At 45.8% G+C, this 19,719-nt stretch carries 17 protein-coding genes and 1 pseudogene; 16 read left to right on the forward strand and 2 right to left on the reverse strand.

Annotated elements, in window-relative coordinates:
* The 8 genes and pseudogenes from EC604_RS30490 to EC604_RS10810 form a co-directional block, all read left to right on the forward strand.
* A pseudogene (locus EC604_RS30490) lies at window positions 1–415 on the forward strand (DNA polymerase III subunit alpha); the annotation flags it as partial.
* Window positions 416–921: 506 nt separating this feature from the next.
* Entirely contained in the window at window positions 922–1,413 is a 492-nt protein-coding gene (locus tag EC604_RS10780) for a phosphatidylglycerophosphatase A family protein (RefSeq protein WP_123064193.1), read from the forward strand.
* Window positions 1,414–1,695: 282 nt separating this feature from the next.
* Complete coding sequence (locus EC604_RS10785; protein ID WP_090920220.1) at window positions 1,696–1,884, forward strand: glutamate decarboxylase; 189 nt, start codon at window positions 1,696–1,698, stop codon at window positions 1,882–1,884.
* Between the two features lie 340 nt (window positions 1,885–2,224).
* On the forward strand, window positions 2,225–3,118 hold the full coding sequence (accD, locus tag EC604_RS10790; protein WP_123064194.1) for an acetyl-CoA carboxylase, carboxyltransferase subunit beta: 894 nt from the start codon (window positions 2,225–2,227) through the stop codon (window positions 3,116–3,118).
* A complete protein-coding gene (locus EC604_RS10795) occupies window positions 3,119–4,222 on the forward strand; it encodes an acetyl-CoA carboxylase carboxyltransferase subunit alpha (protein ID WP_123064195.1) in 1,104 nt (367 codons plus the stop codon). It begins immediately after the preceding gene.
* Window positions 4,223–4,329: 107 nt separating this feature from the next.
* A complete protein-coding gene (gene pyk / locus EC604_RS10800; RefSeq protein ID WP_123064196.1) occupies window positions 4,330–5,757 on the forward strand; it encodes a pyruvate kinase in 1,428 nt (475 codons plus the stop codon).
* Between the two features lie 75 nt (window positions 5,758–5,832).
* A complete protein-coding gene (locus EC604_RS10805; RefSeq protein WP_240036809.1) occupies window positions 5,833–6,396 on the forward strand; it encodes an acyl-CoA thioesterase in 564 nt (187 codons plus the stop codon).
* Window positions 6,397–6,403: 7 nt separating this feature from the next.
* The gene (locus tag EC604_RS10810; protein ID WP_123064197.1) at window positions 6,404–6,802 is read left to right on the forward strand and encodes an FxsA family protein; all 399 of its coding nucleotides are present in this window, start codon (window positions 6,404–6,406) and stop codon (window positions 6,800–6,802) included.
* A 111-nt stretch (window positions 6,803–6,913) separates the two neighbouring features.
* On the opposite strand, the gene ytvI is transcribed toward EC604_RS10810, so the two are convergent.
* Entirely contained in the window at window positions 6,914–8,032 is a 1,119-nt protein-coding gene (ytvI, locus tag EC604_RS10815) for a sporulation integral membrane protein YtvI (protein WP_123064198.1), read from the reverse strand.
* 496 nt (window positions 8,033–8,528) lie between these two features.
* Here ytvI and citZ point away from each other — a divergent pair, with 496 nt between their 5' ends.
* From citZ to EC604_RS10835, 4 genes are all read left to right on the forward strand, one after another.
* A complete protein-coding gene (citZ, locus tag EC604_RS10820) occupies window positions 8,529–9,641 on the forward strand; it encodes a citrate synthase (RefSeq protein ID WP_123064199.1) in 1,113 nt (370 codons plus the stop codon).
* A gap of 147 nt (window positions 9,642–9,788) precedes the next feature.
* Window positions 9,789–11,081, forward strand: a complete 1,293-nt coding sequence (gene icd / locus EC604_RS10825) for an NADP-dependent isocitrate dehydrogenase (RefSeq protein ID WP_123064200.1) — start codon at window positions 9,789–9,791, stop codon at window positions 11,079–11,081.
* A 28-nt stretch (window positions 11,082–11,109) separates the two neighbouring features.
* Window positions 11,110–12,051 carry a malate dehydrogenase gene (gene mdh, locus EC604_RS10830; RefSeq protein ID WP_123064201.1) on the forward strand — a complete coding sequence of 314 codons (942 nt, stop codon included), beginning with the start codon at window positions 11,110–11,112 and terminating at the stop codon, window positions 12,049–12,051.
* A gap of 135 nt (window positions 12,052–12,186) precedes the next feature.
* Window positions 12,187–12,612 (forward strand): hypothetical protein, encoded by a 426-nt coding sequence (locus tag EC604_RS10835; protein WP_123064202.1) that lies wholly within the window; start codon window positions 12,187–12,189, stop codon window positions 12,610–12,612.
* Between the two features lie 280 nt (window positions 12,613–12,892).
* On the opposite strand, the gene EC604_RS10840 is transcribed toward EC604_RS10835, so the two are convergent.
* Window positions 12,893–14,458, reverse strand: coding sequence for a histidine kinase N-terminal 7TM domain-containing diguanylate cyclase (locus EC604_RS10840; RefSeq protein ID WP_123064203.1), 1,566 nt, complete (start codon window positions 14,456–14,458; stop codon window positions 12,893–12,895).
* Window positions 14,459–14,875: 417 nt separating this feature from the next.
* Here EC604_RS10840 and EC604_RS10845 point away from each other — a divergent pair, with 417 nt between their 5' ends.
* From EC604_RS10845 to EC604_RS10865, 4 genes are all read left to right on the forward strand, one after another.
* Complete coding sequence (locus EC604_RS10845) at window positions 14,876–15,745, forward strand: SDR family oxidoreductase (RefSeq protein ID WP_123064204.1); 870 nt, start codon at window positions 14,876–14,878, stop codon at window positions 15,743–15,745.
* 680 nt (window positions 15,746–16,425) lie between these two features.
* Complete coding sequence (locus tag EC604_RS10855; RefSeq protein ID WP_123064206.1) at window positions 16,426–16,770, forward strand: cupin domain-containing protein; 345 nt, start codon at window positions 16,426–16,428, stop codon at window positions 16,768–16,770.
* 133 nt (window positions 16,771–16,903) lie between these two features.
* On the forward strand, window positions 16,904–18,733 hold the full coding sequence (gene pnpS, locus EC604_RS10860) for a two-component system histidine kinase PnpS (protein ID WP_123064207.1): 1,830 nt from the start codon (window positions 16,904–16,906) through the stop codon (window positions 18,731–18,733).
* A 138-nt stretch (window positions 18,734–18,871) separates the two neighbouring features.
* On the forward strand, window positions 18,872–19,600 hold the full coding sequence (locus EC604_RS10865) for a response regulator transcription factor (protein WP_123064208.1): 729 nt from the start codon (window positions 18,872–18,874) through the stop codon (window positions 19,598–19,600).
* Window positions 19,601–19,719: the final 119 nt, after the last annotated feature.

A 19,719-nucleotide genomic window follows, 5' to 3' on the forward strand; every position in this document is an offset into this window, starting at 1 on the left:
CGCGCGAGCCGCAGCGCCGCGCAGCCGCGCAGGCGGTGCCGCTTCCGCTGTGCGTGCAAGCGGAAGCCGCGGCCCTGCCTCGGCGCGCAGCGAGGCAGGCACAGGCGCCGCAGCTGGCGCACGCGCGGGCAGTGCAGCGCCTGCGGCGGCGGGCGCGGCGGAGCAGGGTCGTGCGCCGCGTGGGGCCGAGCAGCGGGTGTTCGTGAAGCTCACCCCGCAGGCCGAGAAGCCCGAGCTGCTGGCGCGCCTCAAAGAGCTGCTTCAGCAACACCCTGGCCCGGTGGCGACCGTGCTCTTCTACGAGCAGCAGCAGAAGCTGCTCGCCCTGAGCGACGCCTACCGGATCAAACCTTCACCGGCACTGTTCTCCGAAATGGAGAAAATGCTTGGTGAAGGGACGGTCAAAATCAAATAAAGCTGAAGCGGGTTTTACCACCTTCAGCAAGGGGATGTCCACCGTTTACAAGATAGAGAACGGTGGACATCCTTTTTTTATACAAGATCTGCGAACCAAGTATCCCTTCGGCTCAGTGTTAGTGTTCACCAGAAGTCTTTGCGCGAATGTACAATTTTCCAGTGGTAATGATCATGAGAAAGGTTTATTCCGGTGAAAAACAGCAAAATCCGCCGGGAAATTCTATTTTATGATGAATTGTGTCCACTCCGGTTACCGGGATCTCCTTCCTGATTTACAAGCATCTCTATATGAATGAAATATGAGATAATGATCTATTTAAAATTTTAGCCAATGAACGCCAGCTGTACTTGCACACGCTTGCCAACAGAAGAGCGGTGTGGCGTGACGTTCGCTTGAGCGTGTACATTCGCACATTTTATGAACATTTTGGAAGTTCGCTGCATACACTTGAGAACACCGAAGAACCTTGAAGTTCTCTGGGGATTGATGCGGGAGGTCGAGATATGTCATATGAGATCGCGGAAGCTATGCTGGCCCGGCGAGGTGTACACATTGATGCTATCGCAGAAATTGTATATCGTTTGCAGAAAGGGTACCACCCGGAATTGACCATGGACGACTGTGTAACCAGCGTAAAATCCGTTTTGCAAAAAAGAGAGGTACAGTACACACTGTACACCGGCATTGCGCTTGATGAACTGGCTGAAAAAAAGCTTCTGCCCCAACCGCTGCAAGCGATAATGGAAGCGGATGAGTCACTCTATGGAGTGGACGAGACTCTGGCTTTAGGGATAACGCATGTGTATGGCATGATTGGACTAACCAGTTTTGGTTATCTGGACAAGGAAAAAATAGGTGTGATTCATGACTTGAATGAACAAAAATCTGCCGTTCATGTGTTCCTGGATGACCTGGTTGCAGGTCTTGCGGCGGCAGCCTCCGCCCGGATTGCACACAAAAATATTAAAGCTAAGAAATACCCTTCCGACCTGTAAAATCCATTAATACCAACATAATACTGCTGCTACCAACTCCATCTGTCTAATGGGATTGAGGGCGGCTATGGCTGCCCTGGAAGGTTTTTGCCGAGTGGAAAAAGTCTGCGAATTGCATCACATGACTATGACCATTTGGCTTGCAAAGCAGGGGTCAATGTCCCGAATCATCTGATTTTCTCCCGAAAGGTCTTCAACCCTTCCTTGCAGAAAAAAACGGTGGTATGGTATCATTAGTCCAATATACGGGCTCTGAACATTAGCTTAGGGGGCGGACATGGCATGTGGACGGTGATTTACATTGCGCCGACAGCAAAGGTTGCGGACAAGATCAAGACCAAGCTTTCGGAAGAAGGTTTTCTGGTACAGACCCGTCCCATCAGTTTATCCAAGCAACAATATGAGATTCGCGTCCCTTCTGGGGAATTGGAAGAGGTTCAGGAAGTGTTGAATTCCATTCTGCATTCTTGATTCTCGATATTGAAGTGCCTTGGCAGATAACAAAAAGTACCACTGGTACATAAGGGACTGACCGCGGAAGCGGAAAGAGGAATCGACTTGCATGTGTGTAATGCTACTGTCCTTCCTTCTTTTTTTGTTAATCGGTTATTGCAGGTAACATCAATTGTGCGGAGAGCAGCCGTTGATGTTTGCCTTGTATCGGAGGAATTTTGTTCTGAATGCTAATTAAGGTATAAGTCTTAGCATGAGTTATAAGCGTAAGCGGTTCACCGCAGCATGCAGATCAAGCTGATTGTTACAGCGGACTGTAGCCTGCGGCCATCAAATTATTGGCTGGAGAGGTGTAGTTGTGTTCAAAGATATATTCCAAAAGAAACGGAAGTACGCTACCATACCTTCCGAGCGTGCTATTCCAGGCGAGCGTCAGGAAGCCGTCGAGCGCCCAAAACGTGAAATACCTGAAGGACTTATGAACAAGTGCAGCAAGTGCGGCACCATTCAATATAGCAAGGAGCTGGAGAAAAACCTGAAAGTATGTCCTGCATGCGGCTACCATATGCGTCTTAACGCTATGGAGCGAATCGCAATGGTGCTGGACGAAGAAGGTTTTGTTGAGCATGATGCCGATATGGTTTCGGTTGATCCTCTCGGTTTTCCAGGTTACAGCAGCAAACTCGAACAGCAACGTTTGAAGTCTGGTTTGAAGGAAGCTGTTATTACGGGAGAAGGCACGATTGAAGGGCTGCCCGTTGTTGTCGCCGTGATGAGCTTTGATTTCTTCACAGGCAGCATGGGCTCCGTTGTCGGAGAGAAGATCACCCGTGCGGTTGAACATGCCATTGAGAAGAAGCTCCCTTTGATTATATTCTCTACTTCAGGCGGTGCCCGGATGCAGGAGAGTATTCTAAGTCTAATGCAAATGGCTAAAACGAGTGCGGCTTTAGCACGATTGGACGAGCAAGGCGGACTCTATATTTCCGTGATTACCGATCCGACGACAGGTGGGGTTTCGGCAAGTTTCGCGAGTCTTGGCGATATTATTATTGCTGAACCTGGTGCGGTATTTGGTTTTGCGGGCAGAATTGTTATTGAACAAACGATCCGTCAGAAGCTGCCGGATGATTTTCAGACCGCAGAATTCAACCTCCAGCATGGTCAGCTGGACATGGTTGTTCACCGGAAAGAACTTCGGGCAACCCTTGGCAAGCTTCTCGATATGCATAGTGAAAAGGGAGGGGTCTAAATGGCGGGTGGTTTGCCATATGAAGCGCCTCTGATTGAGATGCGCAAAAAAATTGAAGAACTCGTTCAGTTTGGACAGGAGAAGGGAATTGATTTCACCGAAGAGATCGCCCGTCTGGAAGAACGTTATCATAGACTGGAAGAAGAGATTTATACGGGCATAACGGCAGCGCAGAAGATGCATCTGGCTCGTCATCAGCAACGCCCAACCGCGCTGGACTTAATCCAGCTTATTTTTACCGATTTTACCGAATTGCATGGTGATCGTATGTTCGGCGACGACCTTGCGGTGGTTGGTGGACTTGCCAAACTGAATGGACAGACCGTAACGGTTCTTGGACAACAACGCGGCAAGGACACAAAGGATAACATCGCCCGCTTTTTTGGAAGTGCTCATCCGGAAGGTTTCCGTAAAGGGTTACGTCTGATGAAACAGGCTGACAAATTTGGCCGCCCGATTATTACGTTTGTTGATACTAAAGGGGCGTATCCGGGTAATACTGCAGAAGAGAGAGGTCAATCGGAAGCGATTGCTCGTAACTTGCTGGAGATGGCGAAGCTCTCGGTTCCTGTTATTGTTGTTGTCATCGGCGAAGGCGGAAGCGGCGGTGCTCTAGCTATGGCTGTAGGTAACCGTGTGCTTATGCTTGAGCATGCCATCTATTCTGCAATTTCACCTAATGGTGCGGCTTCGATTCTATGGAAGGATGCTTCCAAAGCAGATCAGGCCGCTGAAGCGATGAAAATTACAGCGAAAGACCTGCTCGAGATGGAAGTGATCGAAGAGATTATCCCTGAACCGCGTGGCGGGGCTCACCGGGATTATGATACAGCTGCGGCAGCGATCTCCGAAGCTCTAGTTCGTCATCTGGATGAGATGAAAGGATGGAGTGCGGAGCAATTAAAGCAGGATCGCTATGAAAAATTCCGCAAAATTGGTTCAGTGACCTTTGAAGCACCAGCCTCTGCGGTAGAACCTGCTGAAGAAAGAGTGTCTGCGGGTGAAGTAGAATCAAAATCTGGGGCAGAATCTGTTCAGGTAGAAGCATCAGAACAGCCCTTACAGGCAGAGCCTGTGAAAAATTTGTCGGGAAATGCAGAATGATGTGACGAATTTCCTATACAAATGATTAAAAGTATAGTAAATTTAATAGTTGGAAAAAGAAAAATAGAGATATAAAGTTAGACCTTTAAAATCGGAGGAAACCCAAAATGCGCAAAACGAAAATTGTATGTACGATTGGCCCATCCAGTGAATCCCTGGAGAATACCAAGAAACTGATTATGGCTGGCATGAACGTAGCCCGTCTGAACTTCTCCCACGGTGATTTCGATGAGCACGGCGGACGGATCAAAGCGATTCGCCAAGCATGCGAAGAGCTGAACAAAACTGTAGCGATCCTGCTGGACACCAAAGGACCGGAAATTCGCACAGGTAAACTGGAAGTTGAGCCTATTGAACTGGTTCAGGACGAGTACATCACTTTGACAACAGAAGAAATTCTGGGAACCAAAGATCGTCTTTCCATTACGTATGCAGAGCTTCCTAAAGATGTTGAAGCAGGATCTACAATTCTGATCGACGACGGTCTGATCGGACTGACTGTGGTGGAAGTACAAGGCACTGAGATCAAATGCCGTATCGTTAACGGCGGTACAATCAAAAGCAAAAAAGGTGTTAACGTTCCAGGTGTTGCGATTTCCCTGCCGGGTATCACTGAAAAAGATGCTAATGATATCGTGTTTGGTATCGAGCAAGGTGTAGACTTCATCGCAGCTTCTTTCGTTCGTAAAGCAAGCGACGTGCTTGAAATTCGTGAATTGCTTGAGAAACATAATGCAGGTCACATTCAAATTATCTCCAAAATTGAAAACCAACAAGGTGTTGACAACTTGGATGAAATCCTTGAAGTGTCTGACGGCCTGATGGTTGCTCGTGGAGACCTGGGTGTAGAAATCCCCGCGGAAGAAGTACCACTGGTACAAAAACGCATGATCGAAAAATGTAATGTAGCGGGTAAACCGGTTATTACAGCGACACAAATGTTGGACTCCATGCAACGTAACCCGCGTCCAACTCGTGCGGAAGCAAGTGACGTAGCAAACGCAATCTTTGACGGCACAGATGCAATCATGTTGTCTGGTGAGACTGCTGCCGGTAAATACCCGGTAGAGTCTGTACTGACCATGTCCCGTATCGCAGAAAAAGCAGAATCTGCTCTGCCTTACCAAGAGTTGTATCTGAAACAACGTGTTGCACAACAAACAACGGTTACTGAAGCGATCAGTCAATCCGTTGCTCTGTCTGCTCAAGATTTGAACGCAAAGGCGATCATCACTTCGACGGAATCCGGACATACAGCACGTATGGTCTCTAAATATCGTCCAGAAGCTCCAATCATCGCTGTAACGACAGAAGACAGAACTTCCCGTCGTCTGGCACTGGCATGGGGTGTAACTCCTGTTAAAGGCAGATTGGTTGATTCTACGGATGCTTTGTTCGAAAACGCAATTGAAGGCGGCGTAAAATCCGGTCTGGTTAAAGAAGGAGACCTGGTTGTGATTACAGCTGGTGTACCTCTGGGCCGCTCCGGTTCTACGAACCTGATCAAAGTAAGTCAAATTCCGAACAACGCTTAATTCTAGCGTATGATTCGGTAAGTAACATGAAAGAAGCAATGGGGCTTGATGTCCCGTTGCTTTTTTTCCATCTTCATGACACGATTCTGTGATGTGAAGCGTATGAATGGTAGAGCCAAGGAGGCTGAGAACGTGCAAAAAGAAAGTAATGGCAACTGGTATACAGCTCGTCTTCGTGTACGTTATCAGGAAAGCGACCAGATGGGTGTTGTCTATCATGCGAACTATCTGAACTGGTTCGAGATCGGTCGTACCGAGATGATTCGCCAAATGGGGTATACATATCGTAAAATGGAGGAACAGGGACTGTTGCTTCCGGTAACCGGTCTGGATGTGAAGTACCACAAACCGGCACGTTACGATGACGAGATTATGATCTTTACACGCATTGCCACCTTTAGTGGTCTGCGCCTGGGCTATGAGTACGACATAAGACGCATCTCTGAAGTGCCTGATGTTTCACTTGCTGTAGGAGAGCGGGTCTGGTCACATGACGAATCACTTCCGGGTGAACGGCTGGTTACGGGCTCTACCCAGCACGTGTGGGTGAATGCAGACTGGAAGCCTGTTAGACTGGATAAAGTAGCCTCTGAGCTATATAGCGTGCTTGAAAAGGTGTGGCTTTCAGGAAAGGAGTAACCTATCAATGCGAAAATGGATGTGGGCGTTACTATTAATTATTCCGGTGATTGAACTGTTTGGTTTCATTCTGATGAGTGATTGGATCGGGGCCGGAAAAACATTGCTTCTCATGATTCTCACGTCCTTGATTGGTATAGCCATGTTACAGTTTGAAGGGCGAAAGGTATTGATGGACGCCAAACAGGAGATGGAACGCGGCAAGGTGCCTGGGCGGAAAATGGTTGATGGTCTTTTTGTTTTTGTCGGGGGATTTCTGCTATTGATTCCCGGCTTTGTAACTGACCTGATCGGCTTTACGTTGGTATTTCCGTTAACACGTCCGGTATATCGGCTGTTCTTCTTGGGCTGGCTGGAGAAAAAGATGAGGAATGGCAGCATTACATTTTATCGCCGTCCGAAGTAAGAAATGACCTGGTATCAACAACAAAGCAAAAGTCTCCGTTCTGCAGATGCCTTCTGCTTGGGACGGAGACTTTTTTGCTTTTGCCATGTTTAGCTAAAGTGTAAATCAGACTCATCGGACTCTGCCATTAATGATATAAGTCCTGAGGTCACGAAGTACATTGGCACGATTGAAGGCATCGAGAATGACGAGGCTCACCGGGCCGATAATGAGGCCAAGCACACCAAACAGCTTTAAACCAACAAACATGCCCACTAATGTAGCAAGGGGGTCTAACCCGACACTACTGGCAAGAACTTTCGGTTCAATGATCTGCCGGGCAATGAGCAGGATAAGATAAATAACACTAATACCGATGCCAAGATAGATATCCCCGTTCATGAACAAATATGCTGCCCAAGGCACCATCACCAGACCGACACCAAGATAGGGGAGCAGATCGACCAGACCAATCAGCAGAGCGATCGTGAACGCTGACTTGACTTGAAGGATGAGAAGACCAATCATGACGAACAGTGCTGTAATCGAGATCATGATCAGCTGTGCGCGTACATAACCAAAGAGTGCTTTTTTGAGATCATTCCAGATATCAGAGATCGGTTTACGAACAGTAGACGGAACCCAGCCAGAGACTGTAATGCTATGACGCGTCCAGCCTTTGCTAATGAAGAAGGTAGATAATAGCACCACGATGAGAACCGCACCCATATTAGGCAGCGAAGTAAGCAAGTTTAGAATCAGGTTGAAAAAACCAGTAACAAGGTCGCTTACCGCTGTTCCGACGGTCTCCGTTGTTTTGCTGATGTTGCTATTAATGGTTTCTTGATAGTTCGGGTTTTCTTTGTAAAAATCGTTAATCTGCGCTATCAAACTTTGAATCGTATCGTTCTGTGTCCAGCGTACAAACGTTTCTTTGATTTCGTCCACATGCAGATCAAAGCTGGTCGTTAATGAAATGACTTCTTTAACCATACGAGTAACAGCCGCAGATAAAATTACAGCGATTGCCCCAAAATACAATAGGAGTGACAAGGTTACTGCTAGCCAGCGCGGAAAACGGAGTCTGTTCTGAAGCAGCTTTACGAGCGGATTCATGGCATACGCAATAATCCAGGCAATAACAAAAGGATATAACAGCGGGAATAACAGATATATGGCTACAGCGATCAGAAAGGCAGCTACAATGACCCACAGACCGCGAAGCAGACGTTTGAGAATGATTCGATCCAAGGTTCAACTCTCCTTTATTCAGTCAAGAGCTTATCTTATTAATATAGAGCAATCGTAAGCTTTTGAAACGCCAAAAAGAACAGTCTGCAACCGTGTGCCGGAATGCTACTATGTACATTGTCTGCCTAAAGTATGCCTGAGGTTTACAAATTATAGCAATACATTTTGTAATTATATTTTTGGGTACATCCTCTAATGACATGAATTGTTTAATACACATTAAATGTCAACCTTGCTTGTGTAAAGGTTTTCAAAAATGCTTTATCACTCCGATAAATATGTTTGATGTGCGAATGAACTCTCATCATGTTCACATAAACGACAAAATCCAGTATGATGATATAAGTAAATACCGATTGACAGATAAGAAAACCGAATTTTGACAACTTAGGTCATTTTTAAAAATGAAACGGTTTACAAAAGAGGTTAGGTGCACTTCGGCACTGATATGACTTAGAATGATTTCTGATTTCGCTTATTAAAGGAGAGATGTAATATGACAGCTACCAAAGGTCTGGAAGGCATCGTTGCAACAACCTCTTCGATCAGCTCTATTGTAGACGGTGTGCTTACATACCGTGGATACGATATCGATGATTTGGCTGAACATGCAAGTTTTGAAGAAGTTGCTTATCTGCTCTGGTTTGGCAAGTTGCCAACAGCAGATGAACTGAAGTCACTTCGTAAAAGTCTGAGCGATTACGCACCGATTCCAAGCGAATTGATCGCCCAAATCAAGTTGTATCCAAAACACATCAGCACGATGGCAGCTCTACGCTCTGCAGTCTCCGCACTTGCGCTCTATGATGAGCAAGCCGACGAGATGACAGAAGCTGCGAACGAAAACAAAGCGGTGAAGTTGCAAGCCCAATTGCCAACAATTGTAGCGGCGATCTCACGTATTCGTAAGGGGCAAGAGCCTGTGGCTCCAAAAGAAGGCGCTTCCATCGCTGAGAACTTTTTATACATGATGACAGGAGAAGAGCCGTCCGAGACCGCGGTAAAAGCACTTGATCAAGCACTTGTTCTGCATGCGGATCACGAGCTGAATGCTTCAACATTTGCTGCCCGCGTTACGGTAGCGACCCTGTCTGATATTTATTCAGGCGTAACTTCTGCGATCGGTGCACTCAAAGGGCCTTTGCATGGTGGTGCAAACGAAGCTGTTATGAAAATGCTGGACGAGATCGGTACACCGGATCGTCTGGAAGCGGCTATTCAGGAAAAACTGAATAACCGTGAGAAAATCATGGGCTTCGGACACCGCGTATACAAAAATGGTGACCCACGTGCAAAGCATTTGCAGAAGATGTCCAAAGAACTGGGTGAGATGAACAACGATACCCGTTTATATGAGATGTCCGTAAAGATCGAAGAGATCGTGACCGGTCAAAAAGGTTTGAAGCCAAATGTCGACTTCTATTCCGCTTCCGTTTACACTCAACTGAAGATTGATCAGGAATTGTTCACACCGATCTTTGCGATCAGCCGTGTGTCCGGTTGGACAGCGCATATTCTGGAGCAACTTGCAGATAACCGCATTATCCGTCCGCGTGCCGAGTACACTGGCCCAACAGATCAGAAATACGTTTCCATCGATCTTCGCTAAACTTTAGCAAAAACAGTATAATCATATAGATGAGGTGAGGGGCTTGTGAATACAAGGCTATACTGCCGAGTAGAGACAGCCCTTCCTTCCTGCAAAAATGTGGTATGCTTCATACTGTGAAACCAAAACTTAGGAGGAATTGTAATTATGAAATTGGAAAAATTTGCACTCCCAACTGAAGGCGAAAAAATTCAAATTGACAACGGTACGCTTCAAGTACCTAATAATCCAATCATTCCATTCATCGAAGGTGACGGTACAGGCCGTGACATCTGGAAAGCTTCTGTACGCGTTCTGGATGCAGCGGTAGAAAAAGCATATAACGGTACTAAAAAAATTGCTTGGTATGAAGTGTTTGCTGGTGAGAAAGCATTCAATACATACGGAGAGTGGTTGCCGAATGATACGCTCGAAGCGATTCGTGAGTACATCGTAGCAATCAAAGGACCTCTGACTACGCCAATTGGCGGCGGTATCCGTTCCCTGAACGTGGCCCTGCGTCAAGAACTTGACCTCTACACTTGCCTGCGTCCTGTACGTTATTTCGATGGTGTACCTTCCCCGGTTAAACGTCCTGAGCTGGTTGACATGGTTATTTTCCGTGAAAACACAGAGGACATCTATGCAGGTATCGAGTACGCTGAAGGTTCTGCAGAAGTGAAAAAAATGATCCAGTTCTTGCAACAGGAGATGGGTGTTAACAAAATTCGTTTCCCTGAAACTTCCGGTATCGGTATCAAACCTGTATCTGAGGAAGGTTCGAAACGTTTGGTTCGTGCAGCGGTACAATATGCTGTTGACCATAACCGCAAAACCGTTACTTTGGTACACAAAGGTAATATCATGAAATTCACTGAAGGTGCCTTCAAAAACTGGGGTTACGAAGTGGCTGAAGCAGAATTTGGCGACAAAGTATTCACTTGGGCACAATACGATGTAATCAAAGAAAAAGACGGTACAGATGCAGCTAATGCAGCGCAAAAAGCAGCTGAAGATGCTGGCAAAATCATCGTAAAAGATGCAATTGCTGATATCGCTCTGCAACAAGTATTGACTCGTCCGGGTGAATTCGACGTGATCGCTACATTGAACCTGAACGGTGACTATCTGTCCGATGCTCTCGCAGCGCAAGTTGGCGGAATTGGTATTGCACCTGGTGCAAACATCAACTATGTAACTGGACATGCTATCTTCGAAGCAACACACGGTACCGCACCTAAATACGCAGATAAGGATGTCGTGAACCCTGGTTCCGTAATCCTCTCCGGCGTAATGTTGCTTGAGCACCTGGGCTGGCAAGAAGCGGCTAACCTGATCTACAAAGGCATGGAAACATCCATCAACAATAAAACGGTAACGTATGACTTTGCACGTCTGATGGACGGCGCAACAGAAGTGAAATGTTCCGAATTCGCTGATCAAATCATCAAAAACCTGTAACAAAAACCTGTAAGGGGAGATGTGAATCGTGACTATTCAGCGCAAAAAAATCACAGTCGTTGGTGCCGGTTTTACCGGTGCTACAACTGCACTGATGCTTGCCCAGAAGGAACTCGGGGATGTTGTTCTGGTTGATATTCCTCAACTGGAGAATCCGACCAAGGGTAAAGCACTCGATCTGCTGGAGGCTAGCCCTGTGCAAGGGTTCGACAGTCATATCGTGGGAACTTCCAACTACGAGGATACAGCTGGTTCAGACATTGTGATCATTACAGCCGGAATTGCCCGCAAACCGGGCATGAGCCGTGACGATCTGGTGAATACGAATGCAGGTATTGTGAAGTCCGTGTGTGAAAATGTGAAAACATATTGCCCTGATTCCATTGTCATTATTCTGAGCAACCCGGTAGATGCAATGACGTATGCAGCGTATCAGACACTCGGTTTTCCGAAAAACCGCGTGATCGGACAGTCGGGTGTTCTCGACACTGCCCGATACTGTACGTTCATTGCGCAGGAGTTAAATGTATCCGTAGAGGATGTACGTGGCTTTGTACTTGGAGGTCATGGTGACGATATGGTACCGCTCGTTCGATATTCGAGTGTAGGCGGTATTCCAATCGATACCCTGATTCCAGCAGATCGCATTGATGCGATTGTGCAACGTACTCGTGTAGGCGGCGGTGAGATTGTTAACCTGCTGGGTAATGGCAGTGCATACTATGCTCCGGCAGCTTCACTGGTTCAGATGACGGAGGCCATTTTGAAGGACAAAAAACGCATTATTCCGGTTATCGCTTATCTTGAAGGTGAGTACGGATATCAAGATCTGTTCCTCGGTGTGCCAACCATTCTGGGAGGCAACGGAATTGAGAAGATTTTCGAACTGGAGTTGACAGCCGAAGAAAAAGCAGCGCTTGATACATCGGCAGATTCGGTGCGCAACGTCATTTCAATCGTTAATATTTAAGTTTTGAAGACTTTTTGAACATAAAAAGTGAGAAAACCTCCGTAAACGCGGAGGTTTTCTTTTCTTTGGATAAGTTCCCCAGTATAATAAAATGTGATATACAGCACAGCGAATATGTTGAGGAGGATGAAAATTTTGACAATGATTATGTATTTGCTCCATATCGTCGGAGCACTGGCCATGGGATTTTATCTGATTCTGCCATTTGTGGTCGGTAAAATTCGCACATTGAGCTTGCCAGCACAGGAGGGAGCATTCGCGTCACTTCGTTCCTTAAACAAAGTTGCACAGTATGCACTGGTTATTCAGCTCCTTACAGGTGGTTATCTGATGACAAAAGGGGATTACTCCCACATCTGGATGGCTGTTGTAGTGGTACTTCTTCTCGCGATTGCAGCTATTGGTGGAATTATGGGTAAACCGTTACGTCTTGCCGCAGAAGGCGTGAAAAGTAATAAGGATGTAACACCATACCAAAGCAAAATTCGTACATTCAGCACGTTGCTTGCCGTGTTCTTGCTCATCATGGTGTACCTGATGGTCGACAGATCCATTTTCTAATAAGAGAAATAAGCGACTTCAGGCTCGAATGCTGTTCCTCAGAGTATAACTACGAGTACAAGGTGAAGCGTTTGCACATGCTCAGGACGAGTGACAGCGCTGAAAGCTGGACTGAGGAAACATGTAAGCTTCAAGCCATGTGGCGTAAGTAACGCCCGTTCCTCTTGAATCAAACCGTACAGACAAACAAAAACAGACAGCCTGCAAAGGCTGTCTGTTTGATTTGTGACTTCTTATTCAATGACTGCGCTAGGAACATAACGTTACGTAACCTTGCAACTCACAATGAACTAACACTTGCACTATAAACTCTTACTGCATTTCGGCCATTCCGTTTCGACTCATACAGCGCATGGTCTGCATCACGAAGTAATGATTCCAGGGTATCCGCCTCGCTACCCGTTTGGGACACACCAAAACTGGATGTGACTGAGATGGACTCTCCTTGTATATCAAGCGGTTGATCCAGCAATGCGATTCGCAGTTGTTCGGCTAAATGATACGCTTCCTGATTTGTCATGTTGGGCAAGGCAATAACGAATTCCTCTCCGCCGTAACGGGCGAATAACACCTCACTGTTTAAATAACCATTGCATACGGATACAACATGAATGATGGCTTGGTCACCCGCATCGTGACCGTATGTGTCGTTGATGCGCTTGAAATGGTCAATGTCAAACAAGATGAAGGAGACCGGTTGAAGATTAAGCCGGGCTTCTTGAAGCAATTCTCTTCCTTTGTTCAAAAATTGAGTCCGATTATATATCTTGGTTAAACCATCGAAATAAGCTAGTTGTTTCAACTGTTCTTGTAAAAAACGTTGTTCGGTAATATCGATTAGCATAATGAGAATACCGACAACTTGAGGATTTTTGTTAAATACATAAGACGTCCTAACCTGGTAACAGACGGTTTCTCCGTTTAATTGCCAGTACAGGTCGGTTTGCAGCCCTTCTCTTTCATATTCAACGGGAAAGGTCTCTCCTGCAAGACCAAGCCATATGTCATTCAAAGGTTGTCCAACCATCGATATTTCAATCTCAGGTAACATGAGTCTTAGGGATCTGTTGAAATCGACAAGACGATAGGAACTATCCAGCACGAGAACCCCTTCACGCATGCTTTCAAATATACTTTCTTTGGCAATGGGCACAATAGTCAGCAGCCTGGAAGAAAGAATAGCCCAAATGTACATGGCGGATGTGACACACATTAGAATAGGAACAGGATCTAAACCAGAGGGTGTCAGACCAAGTAAGTACACAAACGCGGCAACCATCGGTATAATCTGCGATACAATTAATGTAAGCAGTTGACGACGATACATCTTTTTGGTGTGACGCCATTGTGCAATTAAGATAAGGCCAGCACATAAAAGGCACGAGAACGTAAATGCACCATGGACAACATACCATTGACCGATTTCCATTGCCATGACAGGGACATTGCTATCCTCACGTAACCATACTTTCTTGTAATAGAGATGATGCCAATCATTCGTAGCAACCAGAAGGACTGTAATGGTAGGAATGATGAACAAGGCTGATGTCCACCACTTAGATAGCTTTTTTCCAGTGTAATGAATCATGAGAAGCAGGCCAAGCGGTGCAGAGATCGGCATACCAATATATTGGACGATATTCCAGAACTTCATCTGTTCCAGTGTATTACTGGCGAGGCCGATGGCATATCCGAAGGTATATACGGACAGGGAAGCCGTGTACAGTATAAAGATGTTGGCGTTTGGAAAATGGGCTCTTCTGAAGTACGTATACATACACAGAAACAGATTCAGCACGGCTGACGTGGTCACAAGTGTAATGTATGAAGTAATATGCGATTCCATGTTCAGATCTCCATGTCAAATTAGATTGTTGTCGTATTTAAGCAAATGAGATGATGCTGCTAATCACGCTAGGTGACTAAAAAAGATGAATATAATCTCCACACTGTACATTGTACATCAGCCCTATCTGCTTAGGAACACCATTTGCATGATGAAACAGGTCAATTTCGAAAAAAATTCGAATATTTCACAAATGCAGATGGTGACGAAATACAAGTTTTAATTTCCATATATGTGGTAAATAAGGAATGACAGTAATTATGATGGTTCGCATAGCTGTCCAGTAGAAGAATAATCTGGTCGCTTCATGCCATCCTACAGAATGAGACTTATGACGAATGAAAGACAAGGAAGCAAGGTGATTGTGTCCGAGTCTTCTTTAAATCAAACATGTTCATTTTGAAAGGAGAAGGTACCATGTCAAACACTACCCAGCAACAACAAACGATGCCTGCCCAACATCAGGATCAGCGTCCAGGAATTGAATCCAAGATGAACCCCAAACCTGAATTTGAGAAGCGGCAGTATAAGGCGGCTGGCAAACTAATGGATAAGGTGGCTTTGATTACAGGAGGGGACAGCGGGATTGGACGGGCTGTTGCGGTTACGTATGCCAAGGAAGGCGCAGATGTAGCGATTGTATACTTAAGTGAGCATGAAGATGCCAAGGAAACAAAACGTCAAGTGGAGCAGGAAGGGCGCAAGTGTGTGCTTATCGCAGGTGACATCGGCGATGTGAATTTTGCGAAGAAAAGTGTTCAGCAGACAGTCGATGAACTTGGCAAACTCGACATTGTGGTGAACAACGCAGCCGAGCAGCACCCGCAACAAAACCTGGAAGATATTACGCCAGAGCAACTGGAAAAAACGTTCCGTACCAACATCTTTGGTATGTTTTATGTTACACAGGCGGCTATGCCCCATCTGAAACAAGGCAGTACAATCATTAATACGACATCCATTACAGCTTATCGGGGAAGTCCGACGTTGCTGGATTATTCATCGACCAAAGGGGCAATTACATCATTCACCCGTTCATTGTCGATGAATCTGATTGAAAAAGGGATTCGTGTGAACGCGGTAGCCCCTGGTCCAATCTGGACACCCTTGATTCCTTCGACATTTGATGAGAAAAAAGTAAGTGAATTCGGAGCCACGCAGCCGATGAAACGTCCAGGCCAGCCGGATGAATTGGCTCCAGCTTATGTGTACCTTGCTTCCGATGACTCTTCTTATGTCAGCGGTCAGGTGATGCATGTGAACGGCGGCGAAGTCGTTAACGGCTAGGTTGATGCACCCGCGCAAATAACGTTGCGGAACGGGCGAGTGTATGCGCTGTATCGAGAAAGACGGGACGCCAAAGGAATGCGGCGTCCCGTCTTTTTTGTTTTAATTTTTTTTGACTATGTTCATCCTCAATGTTGATTTTCAGCCAAAGATAAACCGCCTTGGAAAGACGGTTTAATATGCTATCGTATCGCGATAGTTGAACGATATAAGCATTTTTGTTGCACACCTTATAGTGAAAAATCACTTGTTTATTTTCCCATAGACTACATGCCTCTTCACCTATAAAAGAGTCCTTTTTTTTCGAAAATAAAACTTGTTGAATTCCCCTTCAAAAAATATGCCATATTTCCTTCACTAGAAGACGAGTTTTAATGTATCTTTATCATCCATATTCTTCTTTAGCTATTCTCCCGTTAGCTCAGCAGTAAGCCATCCGTCGAAGTCTGGCGTTCGTATCCGTCACAGAAAACAGGCATGAGGATACCAACATTGTAAGATGCGATTTACAAAAGTCTGTATCTGCGTTGATATATCTATGATACCTTATACAGGTCTGACTTTAAAGCAATGGATTGAGTCAGAGGGAAAGAAGGCAGACGTAAAGCTCCTTTTACATGGAAAGATATCTCATTATCTGTGATATGATAGACCGGATAACATATTCGGGAGGCACTCATATGAAGATTAGCAAACAAGAGGCAACGCATTATATATGGGGAGCTCAGTGTGATGGTTGGCATCTGGTTCAGGGAGAGACACTTAGTGTGATTCATGAGCGAATGCCTGCAGGCACGACAGAAACAAGGCATGTACATGTGAAGAGTCGTCAATTCTTTTTTGTTCTCAGCGGTGAGGCTTGTATGGAACTGAATGGAGAGACCTATGTGCTGGAAACACATGAAGGTATCGAAATCCCGCCGGGAGCACCTCATCAGATGCAAAATCAAAGTGCGCAAGATGTGGAATTTCTGGTCATCTCACATCCAACGACACGCGGTGACCGCATCGAATTAAACGGATAAACAATGGTTTGTTTTCATCATTTGAATTTACTAATTTACTTATTTACATATGAACGGAGAGGACAGAAAAAACCTGAAAAACGAAGTGTTCACCTTGTTCAACGGATCAAAATATAACAGAAGGAAGAGATTAATGAGACCGTTTCGCATTCGATTGGCTCTAATTATGATGGTTCTGATTGGCGTATCCGTCATTGTCGCAGGATATACGATGGGCAGAGTTTTCAAGACCACTCACATCTCCGCACTGGAGCAAACGATGGTGCGCGAGATTAATTTGTTAAAAGCAACCTTCCCGTTTCATGATGCTTCGAATCCGACTTCAGCGGAGACACGGAAGTATTACTCGGATCGGGCGCTGGAATTGGATCGTCTGACAGACTCGAGGGTAACCTTCATTAATAAAGACGGTATCGTCATTGGCGATTCCGAGAGCGACCCTGCAACAATGGATAATCACTTGAATCGGGAAGAGATTAGGACGGCTAACGCAAATGCTTTTGGACAGTCCATCCGATATAGTGCAACGTTAGGGCAGGACATGCTGTATGTTGCGTTGCCTGTTAATTCGGATCAAAGTGACATGATTGAGATACCCAGTGGCAAATTTGACGGTTATATTCGGTTGTCTATGAGTTTGCATGCGGTGGATCAGGGGCTTCAACGTGGATGGATGATTATGTTTGCAGCACTCGGACTGCTTTTCTTGATTGTGGCATTAGTCAGTTACCGGGTAGCCCGGGGATTAACATCACCCATTGAGCATATTACCAAAGTTGCCCACCGGATTACGAAACTGGAGTACGATGCCAGAGTAAAAGTTACACGCAGGGACGAGATTGGCCAGCTGGGTCTGGCGATTAACGGAATGGCGGACAGTCTGCAGTCGCAGCTCAAGACGATTCGAGACAATGAAGCGCTGCTTCAAAGTGTTCTGGCGAATATGACCGGCGGCATCGTCATGATTGATGCAACACAGTCGATTGCGCTGGTTAATCGGGAAGCGGAACGTATACTCGGTATTCAGGCCATGAAGGTGACAGGCAAACCGTATACCGAATTCAAGCGTCATTACGAGTTAACACGCACGATTGAAGAGAGTGTGGCCAATCAGGAACGGATGCACGAAGAAGTAAGTGTATTTAACCCGGAGGAACGGTTGATAAGGCTGGATGGTGTACCGATGTCGGAAGACAATGGCGGATATCGGGGAATGTTATTCTTGCTGCAGGATGTAACCGCGATTCGCAGATTGGAATCCATGCGCAGCGAATTTGTTGCCAATGTCTCACATGAACTCAAAACACCTGTGGCAGCAGTGAAGGGATTTGCAGAAACCTTACTAAGCGGCGGTGTACAGGATAAGGAAACGGAACGTTCTTTCCTGCAAATTATTTATGATGAAGGTGATCGACTTAACCGTTTGATTGGAGATATTCTGGAGTTGTCCAAGATTGAATCCAAACGAGCACCGCTGGAATGTTCACCGGTACATGTGCATTCCTTCTTCGAAATGGTGTTGGGAACCTTGTCCAAGGTAGCGGAGAAAAAGCAGATCCGTTTGGAAATGAACGTACCGGAGGAGCTGTATATCGAAGCGGATGAGGATAAAATGAAGCAGATTTTCATTAATCTGTTATCCAACGGCATTAACTATACACCTGAGGGCGGAAGAGTGAAACTGCAGGTGAAGATGGATCAGACGAGTGAGGAAGAACAGGTGGTTTTTTCGGTGTCCGACACTGGAATCGGTATTCCCAAGAAGGATTTGCCGCGAATCTTTGAACGTTTCTATCGCGTAGATAAAGGTAGATCACGGAATTCCGGAGGCACGGGACTTGGACTCTCTATCGTTAAACACTTGGTGGAGCTGCATCACGGAAAGGTGTCGGTGGATAGTGAACTGGGCATGGGAAGCACCTTCCGTGTCACCCTACCATTAATTCAGGAGGAAGAAATCTAGTTTACATCAAGAAGAAATGTAGGCGTATAGAAGCAAAATGTAAAATGAGTCATTTGCTTTACACAGCGTTAACAAATTAGTGCTATGATAGAAAAAGTGTTGTGGCAACAGACAACCTATGAAGAGAGAAGGGGTATCATGGCACAGCGTTTGCTGGTTATTGAAGATGAACCGACATTATCGAGATTACTTACGTATAACCTGACACAGGAAGGCTATGACGTAACGGCAGAGGATCATGGATCAGCAGGATATGACCGGGCCTTGTCCCAGGATTTCGATTTGATTTTACTGGATCTGATGCTGCCAGGCATGAATGGTCTGGATATTCTGAACAAACTGCGTATTCAGGGAGTAAGTACTCCTGTCATTATCCTTACCGCCAAGAACGGTGAAGCCGAGGTTGTGCAAGGGCTGAAATCGGGTGCAGATGATTACATTACAAAACCTTTTGGTGTATCCGAGCTTTTGGCACGTGTAGATGCGGTACTCAGACGGTATTCGAATGGCGAAGATTTACCGCAGCCTGAAGATAAAGACGGCTCACGAATTATTCTTGGAGAACTTGAGATTTATCCGTTGAAGTATGAAGTGACTTTGGGAGGACAATCGATCAGCTTGCGTCCGAAAGAGTTCGAAGTCCTATTATATCTCGCTAAAAAACCTGGCGTGGTGCTGACCCGGGATGATCTGATGAATGCGGTCTGGGGTTTTGATTATATCGGAGGCCAGCGAACCGTAGATGTGCACGTCAGTTCATTACGTAAAAAGCTGGAACTTGATCCTGAATCCGTTCATATCGATTCCATCCGCGGTGTAGGTTATAAATTGGTTGTCAAAAGAAAAACTCCCCATCATTCTAGTTAAATGATCGGGGAGTTTTATTTTTACATCCATTTTACACAAAGGAAGATTTTTCTTCATTTATGGGGAGTAGGATGAGGTTATCCAAGTGATACTTTGTACCTAAAAAGCCACCTTAGGGC

Source organism: Paenibacillus amylolyticus, from assembly GCF_003719335.1.
Lineage (GTDB): Bacteria > Bacillota > Bacilli > Paenibacillales > Paenibacillaceae > Paenibacillus > Paenibacillus amylolyticus_D.